Genomic DNA, 21,585 nt, shown 5'->3' on the forward strand with positions numbered 1-21,585 from the left:
ATTACAAGTTTTTAAGTGCTTGTTTAATAATGTCTTCAAGGTTGATATTAGGAGAATCTTGAATAATTTTTTGAACTGTTTTGCCAACTTGTTTACGAGAAAATCCAAGTACTTCTAGTGCAGATAACGCTTCATCTTTAAGGGTATTGTTATTGTTAACAACTTCTTCAGATATTTCATACGTAGCTAAAATTTTATCGCGCAAATCAACAATAACGCGTTGCGCTGTTTTCGCTCCGATACCTTTTACAGATTGTATTAGCGCAACATCTTCAGAAGCTATTGCTTCTTGAATCTGTTTAGAGGTCATAGATGATAACATTGTTCTCGCAATACTTGGGCCTACACCAGATACAGATATTAATAATTTAAATACTTCACGTTCGGTTTTATCTGCAAAGCCAAAAAGTGTATGTGCGTCTTCTCTAATCGATAGATGTGTATATAATACAACAGCTTCGCTATCGGGTATAGTAGAAAAGGTATTTAAAGAAATATGTAAAAAGTAACCAACTCCGTTACATTCTATAATGGCATACGTAGGATTTTTCTCTACTAGTTTTCCCCTCAAATGAGTTATCATTCATCAAAAATTTGAGTGCCAAAGCTACATGTTTGTTTTAATAGATACAATGTATATTTAGCTGTTTAAAAAGTAGTTTTATGCCATATAGTAAAATAGAGTTATTATAATTAGGTTACAAATAAAACAAAATTTAATTAATTTTCGCTTTTTCTTGAGCATCAATCACAGCAACAGCCGTCATATTTACCATTTCATCAACACTGGCACCCAATTGTAATATATGTGCTGGCTTTTTCATGCCTAGCATTATGGGTCCAATAGACTCCGCTTCATATAGCTCTTTCATAAGCTTATAGGTGATATTTGCTGAATCTAAATTTGGAAAAATTAACACGTTTGCTTTTTTATCTACTAGTTTCGAAAATGGAAATTCTTTTTTTAATAACTCAGGGTTCAAGGCAAAATCAGCTTGAATTTCTCCATCGATAACTACATTAGGATATTTGTCATGTATTTGTTTGATAGCATTAGATATCTTTTGTGCATTCTTGGTATCTGAAGCTCCAAAATTTGAGAAAGACAACATGGCTATATTAGGTTTAATACCAAATAGCTTTGCTAAAGAGGCTGTAAGTTGCGAAATTTTTGCTAGTTGTTCTGAAGTTGGATCGATATTTATAGTGGTGTCGGCCAAAAAAATAGGACCTCGTTTTGTAAGCATTAAATTAGAGGCAGCAATTCTGGTCACGCCAGGAGCCGTACCCACTAATTCTAACATTGGCTTTACTACGGTAGCATAATTACGTGTATAACCCGTAATAAGTGCATCAGCCTCACCTTCATTCACCATCATAGCTGCAAAATAATTACGTTGACGCATCCATTTTTGAGCATCTAATAACTTAATACCTTTGCGTTGTCGTGTATTCCAATAAATTTGTGCAAAATGATCTCTTCTGGTCTTTTCTTCTCTACTTTTCGGATCTATGATTTCTACATCAGCATCAAATCCTAATTCTTCTTTAAGTTCTAAAATGGTTTCTTTATCACCTAAAAGAATAGGAATACCTATACCTTCGTCATTTACAATTTGGGCAGCTTTTAATACATCTAGGTGATCTGCTTCAGCGAAAACAACACGTTTTGGATCTGCTTTTGCACGATTGTGTATTAATCTAATTACTTTATTACCTGTACCGAGACGCTCCATTAATTCATCACGATACGCTTCCCAATCTTTTATGGGTTCGGTTGCGACACCAGAATCTATGGCTGCTTTCGCTATTGCAGGAGGAATTTCATAAATTAATCTTGGGTCAAATGGCTTAGGAATTATATAATTTCTACCGTAACTTAAATTCACTTCATCATATACGATATTTACTTGCTCTGGTACTGGGTGTTTTGCTAAATCTGCCAAGGCATGTACAGCAGCCATTTTCATTTCTTCATTAATTGCTGTAGCCCGTACATCTAGCGCGCCTCTAAATATGAAAGGAAACCCGAGAACATTATTCACTTGATTAGGGTGATCTGAACGACCCGTTGCCATAATGATATCTTTTCTAGTTTTAATGGCTATATCATAAGGAATTTCAGGATCTGGATTCGCCATCGCAAATACGATAGGATTCTTTGCCATAGAGTTAATCATTTCGGGCGATACAATATTACCTTGCGACAAACCAATAAATACATCAGCATCTTTCATTGCCTCATCTAAGGTGTCTATTTTTCTATGGGTTGCAAATTCAGCTTTAGAAGGTGTTAAATTGCTTCTATCTTTTCTAATTACACCTTTACTATCGAGCATTACTATATTTTTAGGATTTGCTCCTAACTTAATGTAAAGTTTTGTACAAGAAACAGCGGCGGCACCAGCACCGCTTACAACGATTCGCACTTTCGAAATGTCTTTTTCGGCTATTTCACAAGCATTTTTTAAAGCCGCGGCAGAGATAATGGCTGTACCATGCTGGTCGTCGTGCATCACAGGAATATCTAATTCTTCCTTAAGACGGCACTCTATTTCAAAAGCTTCAGGTGCTTTAATGTCTTCTAAATTAATACCCCCAAAGGTTGGTGCAATATTTTTTACAGTTTCTACAAAAGTATCTACGTCTGTTGTGTCAACCTCAATATCAAATACATCTATATCGGCAAATATTTTAAAAAGCAACCCTTTTCCTTCCATTACAGGTTTAGATGCCTCGGGACCTATATTACCTAGACCTAGAACAGCTGTGCCATTAGAGATTACAGCAACCAAATTACCCTTAGTGGTGTATTTGTAAACATCACTTTTATTTTTGGCAATTTCTAGACAAGGTTCAGCTACACCAGGTGAATAAGCTAAAGAGAGATCCCTTTGCGTAGCATGTTTTTTTGTAGGTATAACCTGAATTTTACCAGGCTTAGGTTGCGCATGGTAATTTAAAGCTGCTTTTTTCTGTCTATTATTGCTCATAGAAAGTTGTCTAAATTATAAATACAAAGGTAAAAAGTTGGTGGACTAATCTTTTAAAAATTGAATGTTTCTTTTGAGTCCTGAAAATTTAGTGCGTTTTACGGCAGATTTTTTAAAGATTTTTTTGAATACATCTTCCGTAATTTCTTCCCAATCTTTTTGAGTCATTGATAGTAATTCAGGATGTGGATTAAACAATGGTTCTTGATGTGATTTCGAAAATCGATTCCATGGACATATATCTTGACACACGTCGCAGCCAAACATCCAATTATCAAATTGACCTTTCATAGATGTTGGTAATTCATTTTTTAATTCAATGGTAAAATAGGATATACATTTACTACCATCAACTACATAAGGCTCTACAATAGCTTCTGTTGGGCAAGCATCTATACAAGCCGTGCAGGTGCCACAATGATCGGTAACTGGAGTGTCATATTCTAAATCTAAATCGACAATTAATTCAGCTATAAAATAAAAAGAACCGACTTGTTGGGTTAATAGATTGCTATGTTTTCCGATCCAACCCAAACCCGATTTTGCTGCCCAGGCTTTATCTAAAACAGGAGCAGAATCTACAAAGGCACGACCATGAACTTCGCCTATCTCTTCTTGAATAAAATTCAATAATGCTTTGAGTTTGTCTTTTATGACGAAATGATAATCAGCGCCATAGGCATATTTTGATAGCTTATAGCTACCAGCTTTTTGCTCTTGTTTAGGATAATAATTCAACAACAAAGAAATGACAGATTTAGAATCTTCGACTAATTTTATAGGATTAAGTCGTTTATCAAAATGATTCTCCATATACTGCATTTCACCATGCATATGTTGGTTGAGCCATTTTTCTAATCGAGGTGCTTCTTCTTCTAAAAACCCAGCTTTGCTAATACCGCAAGACAAAAATCCGAGGCGTTTGGCTTCGGATTTTATAAGTTGGGTGTTTTTATGTTTAAAACTCAAAATAATCCTCCTTGCTTTCCTGTTTTAATACGCCCTAAATGTTTATAAGCAGATTCAGTTGCCTCGCGACCGCGAGGAGTTCGCATAATAAAACCTTCCTGAATTAAAAAAGGTTCATATACCTCTTCTATGGTTTCGGCATTTTCTCCCACAGCAGTGGCAAGTGTAGAAAGACCAACAGGTCCCCCTTTAAATTTATCGATAATGGTGAGTAATATTTTATTATCCATTTCATCTAAACCATGCGCATCTACATTCAAGGCCTTCAAAGCGTATTTAGCAATTTGAATATTGATGGTTCCATCACCTTTTATTTGGGCAAAGTCACGCACACGACGCAATAACGCATTCGCTATTCTAGGGGTTCCACGACTACGACCAGCAATTTCGATGGCTGCTTCCATAGAAATAGGCACATGTAAAATTTTAGCGCTACGTTGCACAATGGTGGTTAATAGATCAGTTTTATAATAATTAAGCCGACTGCTAATACCAAAGCGAGCACGCATAGGCGCAGTTAATAAACCAGAACGCGTTGTAGCTCCTACCAATGTAAAAGGTTCTAGATTTAGCTGTACTGTTCTAGCATTAGGCCCTGATTCGATCATGATGTCTATCTTATAATCTTCCATAGCAGAATATAGATATTCCTCCACAATAGGACTCAAGCGATGAATCTCATCAATAAATAGTACATCACGTTCGTTAAGATTCGTTAATAATCCTGCAAGATCGCCAGGTTTATCTAATACAGGGCCAGAGGTAACCTTAATATTTGCATTTAATTCATTGCTAAGTATATGGGCTAAGGTAGTTTTGCCCAGTCCAGGAGGGCCATGAAATAAAGTGTGATCGAGTGCCTCGTCACGTTGATTCGCTGCCTCTACAAATATCTTTAGATTCTCAATAACCTGATCTTGACCCGTAAAATCATCGAAGGCTAGTGGACGTAATTTTTTTTCTATATCTATTTCTTCGTGTGAAAGATGTTCACCCGAAGCATCTAAATGCTCATTCATAAAAACAAAGATATATTAAAAAGAAAAGCATTCTCAATTAAGAAGATGCTTTCTAAAATATTTGTATTGGGATATTTAAATCTTCACTTTGGCCGGAATAGGTATAGCACTAGGAAAGGCTTCTTTAATTTCTACCAAGGCTCTGTCTGCTTCTAATCGAGTTTTGTAATTACCAACAATTACTTTCCAATAAGGCGTGTCAAAATCTAAACTGGCTCTGGTTTCGGTAAAAACACTCTCAAATTTCGTTTTTACATCGATAGCACCCTGCTCAGAACCATAAAATAATTGAACTTTATAGCCTTTAATATATTTCTTAGTGCGATTGTAGTGTCTTTTTTTAGCAATTAACCTCTTAATACCTTCGCTTACTTCAACTTTAACAGTTCCTTCAGGTAATTTCGTAGAATCTTGCGCTGTGATTTGAGTTGAAAAAGCCAAACATAAAATGGCTATAATTGGTATATATATAAATGGTAACCTTCTCATTTTGAATTGATATTTGTGCAAAAATAAAATATTGTTTTTTGTTGTCGTTAAAAAAAGCTTATTTAGAATTATTATAAATTACATTTAACATTATTTTTAGATTTTGAATACTACTTTTAAATAGTATTTTTGTGCAATCTTTTTTACAGGGTGTATTGTGTTTAGATGATACATTGTCTGTTATAAAGAAAAAACTATACCAAAATAGACAGAAATATACTTTACAATATGAAAAGTGTCGAAAAACACAATCAAACCTTAAGATTATTCATTTCAAGTCTTTCGCTTTTTTTTCTTTTTTCTTTTCAGCTATACGCGCAAGAAATTGACTCATTAACAGTGGTTAAGGGTAAGAAAATATTTAATGCTAATTGTGCTTCATGTCATAAATTAGAAGGTGTTTTAATAGGGCCAGCTCTAGGTGATGTAACCGAAAGACGTACAGATGAATGGTTAAAGTTATGGATAAAAGATAACGCCGCTTTAAGAGCCAGTGGAGACGCTGATGCAATCGCAATTTTTAATGAATACAATGGTTCAGTAATGACTGCGTTTCCTCAGTTATCTGATGAAGATATAGATGCGATACTTTTATATACTAAGAATGCAGATATGTTAAAACCTGCATCAGTAGGTGGAGGAGGTGATGAGGAAGTGAAAGAAGAACCTTCTACGGCTTGGATGACGTATGTGGTTTTAGCTGTCTTATTGCTGTTAGCTTTGTGGGTGTATTTTAAAAGTAATAATGAATTTTTAAAATTAGTAACTACGATTGCGTTGCTGTTAACTACTGGTTATTTTGGGTATTATGCATTAATGAGTATAGGTGTAGATCAAGGGTATGAGCCGATACAACCCATTGCATTTTCACATAAAATACATGCTGGAGATAATAAAATAGATTGTCAATATTGCCATTCTTCAGCAAAACACAGTAAAACTTCAGGTATTCCCTCAGTAAATGTTTGTATGAACTGTCATAAATCAATTCAAGAGGTGGCAGAAGATACGAAGGTAGTTGTTGATGGTGTTACTTTAGGAAAAGCAGAACTAGATAAAGAGATCGAGAAAATATACGATGCAATTGGTTTTGATAAAGAAAAGCTTGCGTACATAGAAGGTTATGAGCAAAAGCCTATTAAATGGACACGAGTTCATAATTTGCCAGATTTCGCTTATTTTAATCATTCACAGCACGTTACAGTTGGTAATTTACAGTGTCAGCAATGTCATGGTCCTGTAGAAGAGATGGATGAGATGTATCAATTCTCTCCGTTAACGATGGGTTGGTGTATTGAATGTCATAAAGATACAGAAGTAGATTTAAAAGGGAATGAGTACTATGCTAAAATTCATGAAGAATTATCTAAAAAGTATGGTATAGAGAAAGTGACAGTAGCGCAGATGGGTGGTAAAGAGTGTGGTAAATGCCACTACTAAAATCAAATTAAAAATTAGACATTAGTCAATATAAATAGTCAATTTAATATGGCATCAAACAAGAGATACTGGAAAAGTGTTGAAGAGCTTAAAGAAGATAGCTCGATTGTTGAAAAGCTAAGGCAAAATGAATTTGTTGAAGATATTCCTACAGATCAATTTCTTGGTGATAAAGAAAGCTTAGAAAATTCTGATACAACTCGTAGAGATTTTCTAAAGTATGTTGGTTTTACTACGGCAGCAGCTTCATTGGCTGCTTGTGAAGGGCCAGTTATAAAATCAATACCTTATGTGGTGAAACCTAATGATGTAGTGCCAGGTGTGCCAGATTATTATGCTTCATCTATTGCAAATGGTACTGATTTTGCGAATGTACTAGTGAAAGTTCGTGAAGGTCGCCCTATTAAAATTGAGCCAAATAAATTAGCAAAAACGAATGGTGATACGAATGCTAGAGTACAAGCATCTGTATTGAATTTATACGATAATAATCGCCTTAAAGGGCCTAAAGTTGGTGGTGAAGATTTAGATTGGGCAACTTTAGATAGTGCTGTAGCTGGTGAATTAGCAAAATTAAAAGGAAGCGATAAAAAGATTGTTTTCCTCACGGGAACATTAGCAAGTCCTTCTACAGAGAATATTATTAAAGATTTTACAGCCTTATATCCTAATACAGAGCATGTAACTTATGATGCGATTTCAGAATCTGCAGCTTTAGATGCTTATGAGGCGATGTATGGAGAAAGAGCCTTACCTGATTATGATTTTAGCAAAGCGGCTGTTATTGTTTCTGTTGGAGCAGATTTCTTAGGTGATTGGCAAGGCGGTGGGTTTGAAGTTGGCTATGCGAAAGGGCGCGTTCCTAAAAAAGGAAAAATGTCACGTCATATTCAATTCGAGTCTAATATGACGTTAACAGGAGCAAATGCTGATAAACGCTATATGGTAAAGCCATCGCAGCAAGCGAAAGTTTTATATGACTTATACAATGCACTAGTAAATGGAGCTACACCTTCAGATGAAAATGTAGTAAAAGCAGCGTCGCAGTTAAAACAAGCAGGTAGTAAAGCTGTTGTTGTAACGGGCTCGAATGATAAAAATGCACAGCTAGTAGCTTTAGCATTAAACAAAGCGATTGCTAGTAAAGCTATTGATACAACAGCTCCTAGATATATAAGAAATGGTAGTGATAGCAAATTAGCTCAGTTACTAGCTGACATGAAAGCTGGTAAAGTAGGAGCATTATTTACGTATAATACCGATCCTGCTTATACGTTAGCAAATGCAGCAGATTTCGCTGAAGCAGTTAAGAATGTAGGATTGTCTGTAGCTTTTGCATCAAGCGATAATGCAACTGCTAAAGCTGCGCAATATGTAGCAGCTACACCGCATTATTTAGAAGCTTGGGGTGATGTGCAAACAAAAAAAGGCCATTTTGGGTTAACACAACCAACTATTAGACCGCTATTTAAAACAAGACAGTTTCAAGACAGCCTATTAAAATGGATTGGAGCTGGTAAATCATACCATGATTATTTAAAAGCATATTGGAATTCTTCAATTCTAGGAGGAACCTCTTGGAATAAAGCATTACATGATGGTGTATTTACTGCAAATTCATCTTCTGTGGTTCCAGAAAATGTTGAAAGTATGGAAGCTGATAATACTCCTGTAGTTAATATTGCTGCTGCACTTTCCGCTTTAGCAAATGTACAGACTGCTGATTTAGAATTAAACTTATACACCAAAACAAGTCTAGGTGACGGTAAAATGGCAAATAATCCTTGGTTACAAGAATTGCCAGATCCGATTACAAGAACTTCTTGGGATAATTATGTTACCATGTCTGCTGCTGATGCCAAGGCGAATGGTATTGAAAACTGGACGGTTTCTAATGGAGCATTAGATGGTAATCTAGTAAATGTTACTGTAAATGGTGTAACTATAGAGAATGTTCCCGTATATATTCAGCCTGGTCAGGCGCCTGGATCGATTGGTTTGGCATTGGGATATGGTAGAGTTGATGGTGTAAGCGAGAATATGAAAGTGGGTGTAAATGCATATCCATTATATCAGAATTTTTCTACTACGCAGCCTGTAACGATTGAGAAAGTAGCAGGTCGTCATGAGTTCGCTTGTATTCAGTTACAGCATACCTTAATGGGTAGAGACGAGATTATTAGAGAGACTACGCTAGATGATTATAAAAACAAGCCTAAGCACGATTGGAATCCTGCACCGCATGTTCAATTAGAACATCAATCTGTTGGTTTAGAGAAGGTAGATTTATGGGATAAATTCGATGATTCTATCGGTCCTAAATTCAATTTATCAATCGACCTTGCATCATGTACAGGTTGTGCCGCCTGTGTAGTGGCATGTCATGCCGAGAATAATGTACCTGTTGTTGGTAAAGAAGAAGTTAGAAAAAGTAGAGATATGCATTGGTTGCGTATCGATAGATATTATTCTTCTGAAATGACAAAGGAGCGTGGTAAAGAAGAAGGTATTTTTGGTTCAGGAGAATTTTTCGAAGCACAAACAGTTCCTTCAGAAAATCCGGAGGTAACATTCCAGCCAGTAATGTGTCAGCATTGTAACCATGCACCTTGTGAAACAGTATGTCCAGTAGCGGCAACATCACATGGGCGTCAAGGTCAAAACCAGATGGCATATAATAGATGTATTGGTACGCGTTACTGTGCGAATAACTGTCCTTATAAAGTACGTAGATTTAACTGGTTTAAGTATTTCGATAACAACGAGTTTGATTATAATATGAATAGTGATTTAGGAAGAATGGTCTTAAATCCTGATGTTGTAGTACGTTCTCGTGGTGTCATGGAAAAATGTTCTATGTGTATTCAAATGACACAGGCAACCATCTTAAAAGCAAAACGTGAAGGAAGACCAGTTGAGAAAGATGAGTTCGAAGTAGCTTGTGCGAATGCATGTAGTACAGGAGCTTTACAGTTTGGAGATATTAATAATGAAGAAAGTAAGGTATCACACCTAAAAAAGGATGAAAGAACATTTCATCTCTTAGATTTTGTAGGTACACAACCAAATGTATTCTATCAATTAGATGTTAGAAATACAAGCGAAGAAATAACATTATAATAATTAAGAATTAGATATAATTATGGGTCATTACGAAGCGCCTATTAGAGAAGCCATCATTACAGGAGATAAGAGTTATCACGATATCACTGTAGATGTTGCGAAGCCTATAGAAGGTAAAGCAAATAAATCATGGTGGATAGCTTTTATCATTGCGTTGGTATGTATGTTATGGGGCTTTGGTGCCATAGCTTATACCATCGGAACTGGTATTGGTGTATGGGGTTTAAATAATAGAATTAACTGGGCTTGGGATATTACCAACTTCGTTTGGTGGGTAGGTATCGGTCATGCCGGAACACTAATCTCAGCAGTACTCTTATTATTCCGTCAAAAGTGGAGAATGGGTATTAACCGTTCTGCAGAAGCAATGACCATCTTTGCGGTAGTACAAGCGGGTATGTTTCCTTTAATTCACATGGGACGTATCTGGAATGGATTCTATACATTACCAATCCCGAATCAATTAGGATCACTATGGGTTAACTTCAACTCACCATTATTATGGGATGTATTTGCAATTTCAACGTATTTAACAGTGTCGTTGGTATTCTGGTGGACTGGGTTATTGCCTGATTTTGCCATGATTCGCGATCGAGCAACAAAACCTTTTCAAAAGAAAATATACAGCTTGGTAAGTTTTGGATGGAGTGGTAAGGCAAAAGATTGGCAACGCTTTGAAGAAGTGTCTTTAGTATTAGCTGGTTTAGCAACACCTTTAGTACTTTCTGTACATACAATTGTATCCTTTGACTTCGCAACTTCGGTGATCCCTGGATGGCATAGTACAGTATATCCACCTTATTTCGTTGCAGGTGCGGTATTCTCAGGATTTGCCATGGTACAAACACTACTATTGATAATGCGTAAAGTATGTAATCTTGAAGATTATATTACCAGAGTACATGTAGAGAATATGAACAAAGTAATTTTAGTAACTGGAGGTATCGTAACGGTGGCTTATTTATCTGAATTCTTTGTGGGATGGTACACAGGTAGTAGTTATGAAGATTTTGTGTATTTATCGGTGGGTGCGGCTACTGGTCCGTACAGGTGGGCATTCTGGTCGTTAATAATCTGTAACTCAGTAATTCCACAATTATTCTGGTTTAAAAAGATAAGAACAAGTTATATCTGGACATTCATCATCTCAATCTTTATCAATATTGGTATGTGGTTTGAGCGTTTTGATATTATTGTTATCAATTTGAGTAGAGGGCACTTGCCATCTTCTTGGACACAGTTCTCACCAACATTTGTTGATATTGGTATTTTTATTGGTACCTTAGGTTTCTTCTTTGTACTATTCTTATTGTATGCAAGAACGTTCCCAGTGATTGCTCAGGCAGAGGTGAAATCGATACTAAAATCTACAGGTGATAATTACAAAAGAGTAATGGAAAACCATGGTGCTGTCACATTTGCAAATCCAAATAATGCTCCTACTACAAGTGCGCATCATACAAAACTTAAGTTAGATGATGCAATAGGTACAGGTGCCGCAACTACTATGAAGGATGATTTAGAAAATACATTTGAAGATCTTTCTGAAACTGACGATAGTACTAGTTTTTCTGGAGAAGATCTTGCTTCTAAAACTAATGACTTATTGAGTTCTTTAGGTAGTTTTGATCCTACGACTCAAGCGGCAGATGATCTTAAAAAAATAAAAGGTGTTGGACCAAAGATGGAGGAGACATTAAACCAGATTGGTATCTATACGTTCGATCAGGTAAGTAAAATGACTAAAAAAGAATATGACTTGCTAGATAGCATTACGGGCTCTTTCCCTGGTAGGGCAGAACGTGATGATTGGGCGGGTCAAGCTAAAAATCTTAAATCATAATTATGAGTTCAAAAGTAATTCACGCTTTATATGACGATGATGAAGTGCTAATGAAAGCCGTAAAGGATGTTCGTGCAGCTCATCACCATATTGAAGAAGTATATACACCTTTTCCTGTACATGGTTTAGACAAAGCAATGGGCTTAGAAGGAACACGAATGGGTATTACTGCATTTATGTTTGGTCTAACAGGGTTAGCATTTGCCACTTGGTTCTTAAACTTTATTATGATTCAAGATTGGCCGATGAACATAGGTGGTAAACCAAGTTTTGCATACTATATGAACATGCCTGCTTTTGTACCAGTTTTATTTGAAATGACTGTATTTTTTGCTGCACACTTAATGGTAATTACATTTTACATGCGAAGCAAAATTTGGCCATTTAGAAAAGCAGAAAATCCAGATCCTAGAACTACAGATGATAAATTCTTAATGGAAATAGCTGTAGATGGTAATGAAGAGCAATTGACTTCTTTATTAAAAAATTCTGGAGCAATAGAAATTAACGTAAAAGAAAAGCACTAAAATTATATGAAGAGCTTTATAAAAATAGCAGCTGTATTTGTAGTAATATTATTATTGGCTTCTTGTCATAATAAAAGAGAGAGACAAGTACAATACATGGCAGATGTAGATATGTACACGCCTGTTCCTTATGAGACTTATTCAGCCGATGCAGTATTTAAAGACAGTACTTCAGCACAGTTACCAGTAGCAGGTACTATTTCTAGAGGAACTATGTTACCGTTCGAATATGGTAATTCTGAAGCAGAATATCAAAGAGCAAAAGATTCTTTATTTTCTCCAATAAAAGCAACGGAAGCTAATTTGGCGAATGGTAAAAAGATGTATGATATCTATTGTGCTACTTGTCATGGTACAAAAGGAGATGGTCAAGGACCTTTAGTGCAAAATGAAAAGTTTTTAGGAATCCCTAATTATAAAGATAGAGAAATCACGCAAGGTAGTATCTACTATGTTATTATGCATGGTAGAAATCTTATGGGTTCACATGCCTCTCAGTTAACAGATACTGAACGCTGGCAAGTGACGCTGTATGTAGAGAAACTACGAAACGATATGTTAAAAAAGTAAATAACGGTTACCCGAATATTATAGATATGTATACATTTTCAAGTAAATTAAAAACCTTAGCCTTAGCCTTTATGGTGATTGGTTTAATAGGTATTGTTTACGGGTTTTTAAGTACTCCAACAACTACTGAAGAGGTAAAAGAAATGCTTCACAAAGATGATAGTCATGGTGGAGGTCATGCTTCTGCGGAAGATCATGCTAAAACAAAAAATATCAGTGAGCAACTTGCGGTTGTGCATAAAGAGGATGCTGTTTCTACAAGCAAACATACCGAGGTAGTTCAAGATTCAACACATACGGAAGGGAATCATGCTGAGGAATCTCATAATGCCGAGGAAAAGCAAGATGACACACATGGAGATGCTCATGGAGTTCAGGAAGGTCATAAAGAAGAAACACATGTTGTTACCACCGATAGTCACGGAGATGGGCATGGAGAAGTTGACGAACAAGCACATTTAGAGCATGAACTTACATTTGCTAAAAATAGACCATGGACAGCCCTATATACTGCAATGTTATTTTTCTTATTGGTGAGTGTATGTGCATTTGTATATTACTGCATACAAAGAGCGGCTACAGCAGGATGGTCTCCATTAATTTTTAGAGTAATGGAAGGGATTTCAGCTTATATTTTACCAGGATCTATTATAGTATTGATATTTTTAATTTGGTCATCAGTAGGTCATGGTAATCATATGTTTGCTTGGATGTACACCAGTATAGATCCTACAGCAGAGAACTATGATTATGCAATGGAAGTAAAAGATTGGTGGTTAAACATACCAGGCTGGTTGATAAGATCAGTTATTTATGTGTTAATTTGGATTGGCTTTAGACATTTTATTGTTAAAAACTCAAGAGCACAAGACACGGCTTCAGATTTGAAGCATTACAAGAGAAATTTCACACTATCTGTAGTGTTTTTAGTGGTTTTCTTAACAACAGAATTATTTATGGCGTTCGACTGGTTAATGTCTATCGACCATCACTGGTTTAGTCAATTATATCCTTTTTATGTATTTGCAAGTATGTTTGTTTCAGCAATTACAGTGATTGCTTTTGTAACAATCTACTTAAAATCTAGAGGGTATTTACCAAAGGTAAATGATAGTCACATCCACGATTTAGCAAAGTATATGTTTGCCTTTAGTATTTTCTGGACGTATTTATTTTTTGCACAATTTATGTTACAGTGGTACGCAAATATTCCTGAAGAAACAACGTATTTCTACCCTCGTTTAGTAGGTACGTATCAACCATTATTTATAGGTATGATTGTTATGAACTTTGCGTTTCCAATATTGGTGTTAATGAATAGTGATTACAAGCGAGTTCCTTGGTTTTTGGTAATTGCAGGTTTAATAATACTAGCAGGTCATTATATTGATTTATTTGTAATGATTGCACCAGGTACCGTAGGTAGTAATTGGCACTTTGGAGTTCCTGAATTCGGAGCATTGTTCTTCTTTTTAGGTCTCTTTATTTATGTAGTGTTCAATGCCTTAACAAAGGCACCATTAGAGCCAAAAGGAAATCCGTTATTGAAAGAAAGTGAAATATTTCATTACTAAAAGAAAATTATCAATTTTAAGATGAAGGCATTATTTTATATATTAATATTTGTAGTAATTGCAGTTGCATGTTGGCAATTTGTGAAGCTTTTAGGACTAACTAAAGGTAATCAGGCAGCAACTCCAAGAGAAAATAATATTAACGGATGGTTAATGTTAGTCCTTATGGGTTTCTTATATGGATTGATGCTATACAGTATGTATGGAGGTAAAGATGTATTATTACCTCAATTATCAGCTTCTTCAGAAGGATATCATATTGATGTACTGTTTAAAATAACAATGACCCTAATTCTGGTTGTTCAGTTTATTTTACAATTTTTGATTTTCTTCTTTACTTGGAAATATAGAGGAGTTGAAGGTAGAAAAGCATTATTCTTTGCAGATAGTCATAAGTTAGAGTTATGGTGGACAGTTACCCCTGCTATTGTGTTAACGTTCTTAATTATTTATGGTTTATGGACGTGGAACCAAGTAATGGATTTTTCTGATGAAGACGATCCTTTAGTTATAGAACTTTATGCGCAGCAATTTAAATGGGATGCTCGTTATGCAGGAGAAGATAATGTTTTAGGAGCTGCTAATGTACGTTTTATAGAAGGTCTAAACATAATGGGTGTAGATATGTCTGATAAGAATGCCTCAGATGATATACCTGTGGTAGCAGACCCTACGTCTTTTGTAAAAGAATTACATCTACCAAAAGGAAGGAAAGTGATTTTTAAATTGCGTTCGCAAGATGTTTTGCATTCAGCTTATATGCCACATTTTAGAGCACAAATGAATTGTGTACCAGGTATGGTCACACAAATTGCTTACACGCCGTCTGTGACAACAGAAGAGATGCGTGAATATCCTGATACAAAGACAAAATTTGAAAAAATTAATGCTTTAAGAAAGACCGAAGGAAAAGACCCAGTAGAATTTGACTATTTATTACTATGTAATAAGATTTGTGGTGCATCACACTACAATATGCAATTAAAAATAGTAGTAGAAGAAGAAGAGGAATTTAATAAGTGGATTGCCACTCAAAAGACGTTAGCACAAACTTTAAACTAAAAGAAATAAAGAAATAGAGATATGTCAGATCATCATCATCATAAAGAAACTTTTGTAACGAAGTATATCTTTAGTCAAGATCATAAAATGATCGCAAAACAGTATTTAATTACTGGTATGATCATGGGTATCATAGGTATTTTTATGTCTATGTTATTTCGTTTACAATTAGCGTATCCAGAACAAAAATTTAGTATCATTGAAGCCTTTTTAGGTAAAGGTGGTGAGGGAGGTGTTATGACCCCAGATATGTATCTTGCTCTGGTAACTATACATGGTACCATCATGGTATTTTTTGTCTTAACAGCTGGGTTAAGTGGTACATTTAGTAACTTATTAATTCCTTTACAAATTGGTGCACGAGATATGGCATCAGGTTTTTTAAATATGTTATCATACTGGATGTTCTTTTTATCTAGTGTGATTATGGTTGCTTCTTTGTTTGTAGAAGCAGGACCAGCATCAGCAGGTTGGACCATTTATCCACCATTAAGTGCTTTACCTCAGGCAATGTCTGGTTCAGGTATGGGTATGACGTTATGGTTGGTATCTATGGCAATTTTTATTGCATCTTCTTTATTAGGATCTTTAAATTATATCGTAACGGTATTAAACCTGCGTACTAAAGGAATGAAGATGACAAGATTACCATTAACTATATGGGCATTCTTTATTACAGCAATTATTGGTGTTATTTCATTTCCAGTATTATTATCTGCTGCGTTACTTTTAATATTCGATAGAAGTTTTGGTACTTCGTTCTATTTATCAGATATTTTTATTTCGGGTGAAGTGTTGCATTATAAAGGAGGTTCCCCCGTATTATTTGAACACCTTTTCTGGTTCTTAGGGCATCCCGAAGTATATATTATCTTATTACCAGCGTTAGGATTAACATCTGAAGTGATTGCAACAAATTCACGAAAACCTATTTTTGGTTATCGAGCCATGATAGGTTCTATTATAGCGATTGCTTTCTTATCGACAATTGTATGGGGGCACCATATGTTCGTAACAGGTATGAATCCGTTTTTAGGATCGGTATTTACCTTTACAACATTATTGATTGCAATCCCATCTGCGGTAAAAGCATTTAACTATATCACCACACTCTGGAAAGGAAACTTACAGCTCAATCCCGCAATGATGTTTTCTATAGGTTTGGTCTCTACATTCATTTCTGGTGGTTTAACAGGATTAATTTTAGGTGATAGTGCCTTAGATATTAATGTACACGATACCATGTTTGTAGTAGCACACTTTCACCTGGTAATGGGGGTGTCTGCAATCTTTGGTATGTTTGCAGGAGTTTATCATTGGTTCCCTAAAATGTATGGAAGAATGATGAATAAAGATCTTGGGTATTTACATTTTTGGCTAACAGCAATCTCTGCATATGGGGTATTCTTCCCAATGCACTTTACAGGACTGGCAGGATTGCCAAGAAGATACTATAACAATACAGCATTCCCTATTTTTGATGATTTATTACATATTAATCAGGTAATTACAGTGTTTGCTATTATAGGAGGTCTTGCACAGCTTATCTTTTTAGGAAACTTCTTTATGAGTATTTATAGAGGACCAAAAGCTTCTCAAAACCCTTGGAATTCAAATACTTTAGAATGGACAGCACCTGTTGAACATATACATGGTAACTGGCCAGGAGAAATACCAGCTGTACATCGTTGGGCGTACGATTATAGTAAGACTGATGAGAATGGAGAATTGTGGGGCGGACAAGATTTCACACCACAAACAGTTCCTATTCGAGAAGGAGAAGAAGAATTTTAGCAATAAATATTATCATTTATATAGTAAAAACCTCAGACTTCTCTGAGGTTTTTTTATACAAAAAAGCACCCAAGAAGTTGGGTGCCGTGAATTAAGTCGCGGTTTTTATTTAAATCCCCTTCCCGCTACTTTGTCATAAAGTTACTAAAAAAGCCGAAATTTTATAGCTATATATTGTATTTTTAATTTTCATTAATATTTATACTTGTTTCAATGCTAAAAAAAATAGTATTTACAATTCTCGTACTATTAATTATCACACTTTTAAGTGGATTTCTATTTACAAATAGCTTGAGACCTACCTACCAAGGAAATTTAGAATTAAAAAATCTACAAGACCAAGTTGATGTATATTACGACGCGAATGGTGTGCCACATATCTATGCACAAAATGAGTTAGACGCAAGAAGAGCTTTAGGCTATGTACATGCGCAAGACAGGCTATGGCAAATGGAACTCGTTCGTAGGATCGCTGCTGGGAGACTTTCTGAACTATTTGGTGAAAAGTTAATACGGAATGATAAGTTTTTTTCGAGTTTGGGTATTGAAGAAGCCGCTGAAGAAACCATTAAAAATCTTGATACAAACAGCAAAGCATATAAAGAAGCAATCGCCTATTTAGACGGTATTAATCAGTTTATACAAGAAGGCCCAACGCCTATAGAATTCTATTTGGTAGGTTTAGAAAAAGAAGAATATACCTTAAAAGATATCTATAATGTCATTGGTTACATGGGTTTTAGTTTTGCCATTGCCCATAAAACAGAACCTGTATTAACTGAAGTCAAAGAAAAATTAGGTGCAGCTTATTTAGCTGAATTGGAAGTGTATATAGACAGTACTACTACATTAATTAAAAATGAAAAGAATGCGATTTTTGAAAGTCGCTTGGCAAAAGCGGTCAATACTATTTATGAAACACTACCAGTACCTCCTTTTATTGGAAGTAATAGTTGGGTAATTGGTCCAGAAAAAACGAAAAATGGGAAGGTGATTTTCGCTAATGACCCGCATATTGCTTTTTCACAACCAGCTGTTTGGTATCAGTCGCATATAGTAACGCCTACCTACGAACTCTATGGTTATAATTTAGCATTAACTCCATTTCCTTTACTGGGTCATAATAGAGACTACGCGTATGGACTAACTATGTTTGCCAATGATGATCTCGATTTTTATTTTGAAGAAAATAATCCCGAAAACGACAGTCAGTATATGACACCTAAAGGACCAAAAGAGTATCAAATTCTTAAAAAGAATATCAAAGTAAAAGATGGAGAAACGATTTCGTATGACTTACGAGTAAGTAATCATGGACCAATAGTGAATGATGTAATTGAACAGATACACGATGATAGGCTCATCGCTATGGATTGGGTTTACACTAATTTTGAAAATAAAATGCTCGATGTATCCTATCAAATGTCACATGCAAATTCTTTAACAGAATTTAAAGAGGCCGCGAAGATGATTCATGCACCAGGATTGAATGTTATGTATGGGGACGCTCAAAATAACATCGCTTGGTTTGCCTCTGGTAAACTTCATAAATTTAAAAATGAAGTAAATTCTAAATTGATCTTGAATGGAAATAGTGCAGATGATGAAAAAGAGTTGCTAGATTTTGAAGAAAATCCACAAGCAATCAATCCTTCTTGGCATTATGTCTATTCAGCAAACAATCAACCAGATTCTATTGCAGGAATTTTATATCCTGGGTATTATCAACCCGAAGATCGAGCCAAGCGTATAGTAAATTTACTGGAAGCTAAGCATGATTTTACTAAACAAGATGTTATGGTGATGATCAATGATGTAACCAGTGCTATGACACCTGTAATGGTAGAAAGAGCCTTTAAAGATATCAATGAAACAGATTTTTCAGAAAAAGAACAGAAAGTATTACAATTATTAAAAGCTTGGGATGGTAATTATAATTTACGAAACGTAGCACCTACCATTTATAATCGCTTTATCTATGAATGGTTAGAAAACACCTATTTAGACGAAATGGGAACTACTTTTTATACCTTTTTAAATACTTCGCAACAAAAGAAAGTGGCAGCCAATCAAATGGCGAGAGATACCTCTGTTTGGTGGGATGATATCACAACAAAAAACATAAAAGAAACGAAGCATGATATTATTTCTAAGTCACTAAAAGAAGCTGTCAACTTCTTAGAAAATCAGTTAGGAGATGATATGAATTCATGGACTTGGAATCGTGTGCATACCATAGAACATCCACATCCAATGGGGCAAGTAAAATTGTTACGCAGTTATTTTAATGTCGGACCATTTGAAATTAATGGAGGAAAAGAAGTGATTAATAATTTAAGTTTCAAATTAGATAGTACAGGGTATTATAAAGTAAATTCGGGACCATCAACACGCCGAGTAATTGACTTTTCAGATATTGAAAATAGTATGAGCATTTCTCCAACTGGACAATCAGGAAATCCTTTTAGTACTCATTATAAAGATCAAGCACAAAAATATGTAGATGGAGAATTTATACCCATGTTATTAAATAAAGAAACGATTCAAAAAAGCAAGCAAAAGCTGGTATTTAAACCAACAAATTAACAAGAGAAAAAATGAAGCTTAAAAATATATTATATATCCTATTGGTATGCTGTATTTCGGTGGTGCTTTCATGTCAAGAAAATAAGTCAGATCGTAAACTTGCTTTTCCTAAAACCGACATAACTAAAGCGGCAATTATTCCAAAACCATTACAGGTAGAAGCTACCCATTCGGGATTTCCTTTAGATTCCTTTACGGCAATTTACGCACAGCAAGATGTTAAAGAAGTAGCTTCATTTCTTAAAGAAAAAATACATAATAAAACGGGATTAAAACTTATTATCAATCCTGAAGTAACTAAAAATAGTGAGCCTAGCATTTATCTTGAAAAATCGAAAGAGAGTTCGTTAAACGCAAACGAATCATATGTATTAAAAATCTCACAAGATTCTGTGATTTTGCGTTCACAAACGGCTGAAGGTGCCTTTAGAGGTGTGCAAACCTTTAGACAATTAATTCCTAAAAAAGTAAATGATACCCTTACATCAAACCCAATTTGGGTGATCCCTACAGGGATAATAACAGACCAACCCACTTTTGAATATCGTGGTACGATGTTAGACGTAGCACGTCATTTTTTCACAGTAGCAGATATTAAAAGGTATATTAATCTCTTAGCCTATTATAAATACAATGTGTTGCATTTACATTTAAGTGATGATCAAGGTTGGCGTATTGAAATTAAATCATGGCCAAAGCTCACTGAAATTGGTGGACAAACTGCTGTAGGAGGGGGAAAAGGAGGTTTTTATACACAAGAAGAGTATAAAGATATTGTAGCCTATGCTACAAAACATCACATAACTATTGTACCCGAGATCGATATGCCAGAGCATACAAGTGCGGCTTCGGCATCCTACCCCATCCTAAATGGTAACGGTAAAAAAGCACAGATTTATACAGGAATGCGTGTTGGTTTTAGCACGTTTGATACTAGAAAGGATACAGTATATACATTTATTGATGACGTAGTTCGAGAGATATCTAAAATGACACCGGGTCCTTACTTTCATATTGGTGGTGACGAGAGCGAAGCAACTAAGAAAAATGATTATATCTATTTTGTGGAACGCGTAGAAAAGATTGTACAAAAATATGATAAACAACTTATAGGATGGGATGAAATAGGGCAAGCAAGTTTAAGTTCTAATAGTATATCTCAGTTTTGGCGTCATGCTGATTTTGTAAATAATTCGATTCAAAACAAAATGAAGATTATTATGTCTCCTGCAAAACATGCGTATTTAGATATGAAATATGATTCATTGTCAACATATGGTTTACGATGGGCAGGTTATATTCCTGTTAAAAAGGCCTATCAATGGCATCCTGAAGATTATAAAGGTATTGCTAGAGAACATATACTGGGAATTGAAGCACCTTTATGGTCAGAAACGATTACGAACATATCAGAATTAGAATATTTGGCTTTTCCAAGAGTTATAGGCTATGCTGAATTAGGGTGGACATCTAAAGAAAATCGTAATTGGGAAGATTATAAAAAACGTTTAGCAAAACATCAATCTTTTTTAGATCGTATGAAAGTTAATTATTATAAAACAGCTAAAATTGATTGGCAGGAGTAAGTGTAAAACT

At 35.2% G+C, this 21,585-nt stretch carries 15 protein-coding genes; 10 read left to right on the plus strand and 5 right to left on the minus strand.

What is annotated here, in order from left to right; all coding sequences use genetic code 11:
- Position 1 precedes the first annotated feature (1 nt).
- From ruvA to AC1EUY_RS03295, 5 genes are all read right to left on the minus strand, one after another.
- Positions 2-583 carry a Holliday junction branch migration protein RuvA gene (ruvA, locus tag AC1EUY_RS03275; RefSeq protein WP_480194070.1) on the minus strand — a complete coding sequence of 194 codons (582 nt, stop codon included), beginning with the start codon at positions 581-583 and terminating at the stop codon, positions 2-4.
- A gap of 133 nt (positions 584-716) precedes the next feature.
- Positions 717-2,993 (minus strand): NADP-dependent malic enzyme, encoded by a 2,277-nt coding sequence (locus AC1EUY_RS03280; protein ID WP_480194071.1) that lies wholly within the window; start codon positions 2,991-2,993, stop codon positions 717-719.
- Positions 2,994-3,038: 45 nt separating this feature from the next.
- Complete coding sequence (queG, locus tag AC1EUY_RS03285; RefSeq protein ID WP_480194072.1) at positions 3,039-3,962, minus strand: tRNA epoxyqueuosine(34) reductase QueG; 924 nt, start codon at positions 3,960-3,962, stop codon at positions 3,039-3,041.
- Positions 3,959-4,981, minus strand: coding sequence for a Holliday junction branch migration DNA helicase RuvB (gene ruvB, locus AC1EUY_RS03290; RefSeq protein WP_480194073.1), 1,023 nt, complete (start codon positions 4,979-4,981; stop codon positions 3,959-3,961). The genes queG and ruvB overlap by 4 nt, the downstream gene beginning before the upstream one ends.
- A 75-nt stretch (positions 4,982-5,056) precedes the next feature.
- Positions 5,057-5,470, minus strand: a complete 414-nt coding sequence (locus tag AC1EUY_RS03295; RefSeq protein WP_480194074.1) for an SPOR domain-containing protein — start codon at positions 5,468-5,470, stop codon at positions 5,057-5,059.
- A gap of 228 nt (positions 5,471-5,698) precedes the next feature.
- Between AC1EUY_RS03295 and AC1EUY_RS03300 the strand changes: the two genes are divergently transcribed.
- The 10 genes from AC1EUY_RS03300 to AC1EUY_RS03345 all read left to right on the plus strand — a co-directional run bounded on the left by AC1EUY_RS03300 (position 5,699) and on the right by AC1EUY_RS03345 (position 21,575).
- Positions 5,699-6,910: a c-type cytochrome gene (locus AC1EUY_RS03300; RefSeq protein WP_480194075.1), complete on the plus strand. Its 1,212-nt coding sequence runs from the start codon at positions 5,699-5,701 to the stop codon at positions 6,908-6,910.
- A 48-nt stretch (positions 6,911-6,958) separates the two neighbouring features.
- Complete coding sequence (locus tag AC1EUY_RS03305; protein ID WP_480194076.1) at positions 6,959-10,030, plus strand: TAT-variant-translocated molybdopterin oxidoreductase; 3,072 nt, start codon at positions 6,959-6,961, stop codon at positions 10,028-10,030.
- A 19-nt stretch (positions 10,031-10,049) separates the two neighbouring features.
- The gene (gene nrfD, locus AC1EUY_RS03310; protein ID WP_480194164.1) at positions 10,050-11,876 is read left to right on the plus strand and encodes an NrfD/PsrC family molybdoenzyme membrane anchor subunit; all 1,827 of its coding nucleotides are present in this window, start codon (positions 10,050-10,052) and stop codon (positions 11,874-11,876) included.
- Between the two features lie 2 nt (positions 11,877-11,878).
- Complete coding sequence (locus tag AC1EUY_RS03315; protein WP_480194077.1) at positions 11,879-12,403, plus strand: DUF3341 domain-containing protein; 525 nt, start codon at positions 11,879-11,881, stop codon at positions 12,401-12,403.
- A 6-nt stretch (positions 12,404-12,409) separates the two neighbouring features.
- Complete coding sequence (locus AC1EUY_RS03320; RefSeq protein ID WP_480194078.1) at positions 12,410-12,973, plus strand: c-type cytochrome; 564 nt, start codon at positions 12,410-12,412, stop codon at positions 12,971-12,973.
- 26 nt (positions 12,974-12,999) lie between these two features.
- The gene (locus tag AC1EUY_RS03325; RefSeq protein WP_480194079.1) at positions 13,000-14,547 is read left to right on the plus strand and encodes a quinol:cytochrome C oxidoreductase; all 1,548 of its coding nucleotides are present in this window, start codon (positions 13,000-13,002) and stop codon (positions 14,545-14,547) included.
- Positions 14,548-14,568: 21 nt separating this feature from the next.
- Complete coding sequence (locus AC1EUY_RS03330; protein ID WP_480194080.1) at positions 14,569-15,609, plus strand: cytochrome c oxidase subunit II; 1,041 nt, start codon at positions 14,569-14,571, stop codon at positions 15,607-15,609.
- Between the two features lie 21 nt (positions 15,610-15,630).
- Positions 15,631-17,403 carry a cytochrome c oxidase subunit I gene (locus tag AC1EUY_RS03335; protein ID WP_480194081.1) on the plus strand — a complete coding sequence of 591 codons (1,773 nt, stop codon included), beginning with the start codon at positions 15,631-15,633 and terminating at the stop codon, positions 17,401-17,403.
- 213 nt (positions 17,404-17,616) lie between these two features.
- Positions 17,617-19,989: a penicillin acylase family protein gene (locus AC1EUY_RS03340; RefSeq protein WP_480194082.1), complete on the plus strand. Its 2,373-nt coding sequence runs from the start codon at positions 17,617-17,619 to the stop codon at positions 19,987-19,989.
- Between the two features lie 11 nt (positions 19,990-20,000).
- Complete coding sequence (locus AC1EUY_RS03345) at positions 20,001-21,575, plus strand: family 20 glycosylhydrolase (RefSeq protein WP_480194083.1); 1,575 nt, start codon at positions 20,001-20,003, stop codon at positions 21,573-21,575.
- The last annotated feature ends 10 nt before the right edge of the window (positions 21,576-21,585 follow it).

Source organism: Maritimimonas sp. 2210JD6-3 (genome assembly GCF_056591795.1).

Coding starts and splice junctions, on each gene's coding strand:
- ruvA (WP_480194070.1), bottom strand. CDS start 583: ATGATAACTCATTTGAGGGGAAAACTAGTAGAGAAAAATCCTACGTAT.
- AC1EUY_RS03280 (WP_480194071.1), bottom strand. CDS start 2,993: ATGAGCAATAATAGACAGAAAAAAGCAGCTTTAAATTACCATGCGCAA.
- ruvB (WP_480194073.1), bottom strand. CDS start 4,981: ATGAATGAGCATTTAGATGCTTCGGGTGAACATCTTTCACACGAAGAA.
- AC1EUY_RS03295 (WP_480194074.1), bottom strand. CDS start 5,470: ATGAGAAGGTTACCATTTATATATATACCAATTATAGCCATTTTATGT.
- AC1EUY_RS03300 (WP_480194075.1), top strand. CDS start 5,699: ATGAAAAGTGTCGAAAAACACAATCAAACCTTAAGATTATTCATTTCA.
- AC1EUY_RS03305 (WP_480194076.1), top strand. CDS start 6,959: ATGGCATCAAACAAGAGATACTGGAAAAGTGTTGAAGAGCTTAAAGAA.
- AC1EUY_RS03315 (WP_480194077.1), top strand. CDS start 11,879: ATGAGTTCAAAAGTAATTCACGCTTTATATGACGATGATGAAGTGCTA.
- AC1EUY_RS03320 (WP_480194078.1), top strand. CDS start 12,410: ATGAAGAGCTTTATAAAAATAGCAGCTGTATTTGTAGTAATATTATTA.
- AC1EUY_RS03325 (WP_480194079.1), top strand. CDS start 13,000: ATGTATACATTTTCAAGTAAATTAAAAACCTTAGCCTTAGCCTTTATG.
- AC1EUY_RS03330 (WP_480194080.1), top strand. CDS start 14,569: ATGAAGGCATTATTTTATATATTAATATTTGTAGTAATTGCAGTTGCA.
- AC1EUY_RS03335 (WP_480194081.1), top strand. CDS start 15,631: ATGTCAGATCATCATCATCATAAAGAAACTTTTGTAACGAAGTATATC.
- AC1EUY_RS03340 (WP_480194082.1), top strand. CDS start 17,617: ATGCTAAAAAAAATAGTATTTACAATTCTCGTACTATTAATTATCACA.
- AC1EUY_RS03345 (WP_480194083.1), top strand. CDS start 20,001: ATGAAGCTTAAAAATATATTATATATCCTATTGGTATGCTGTATTTCG.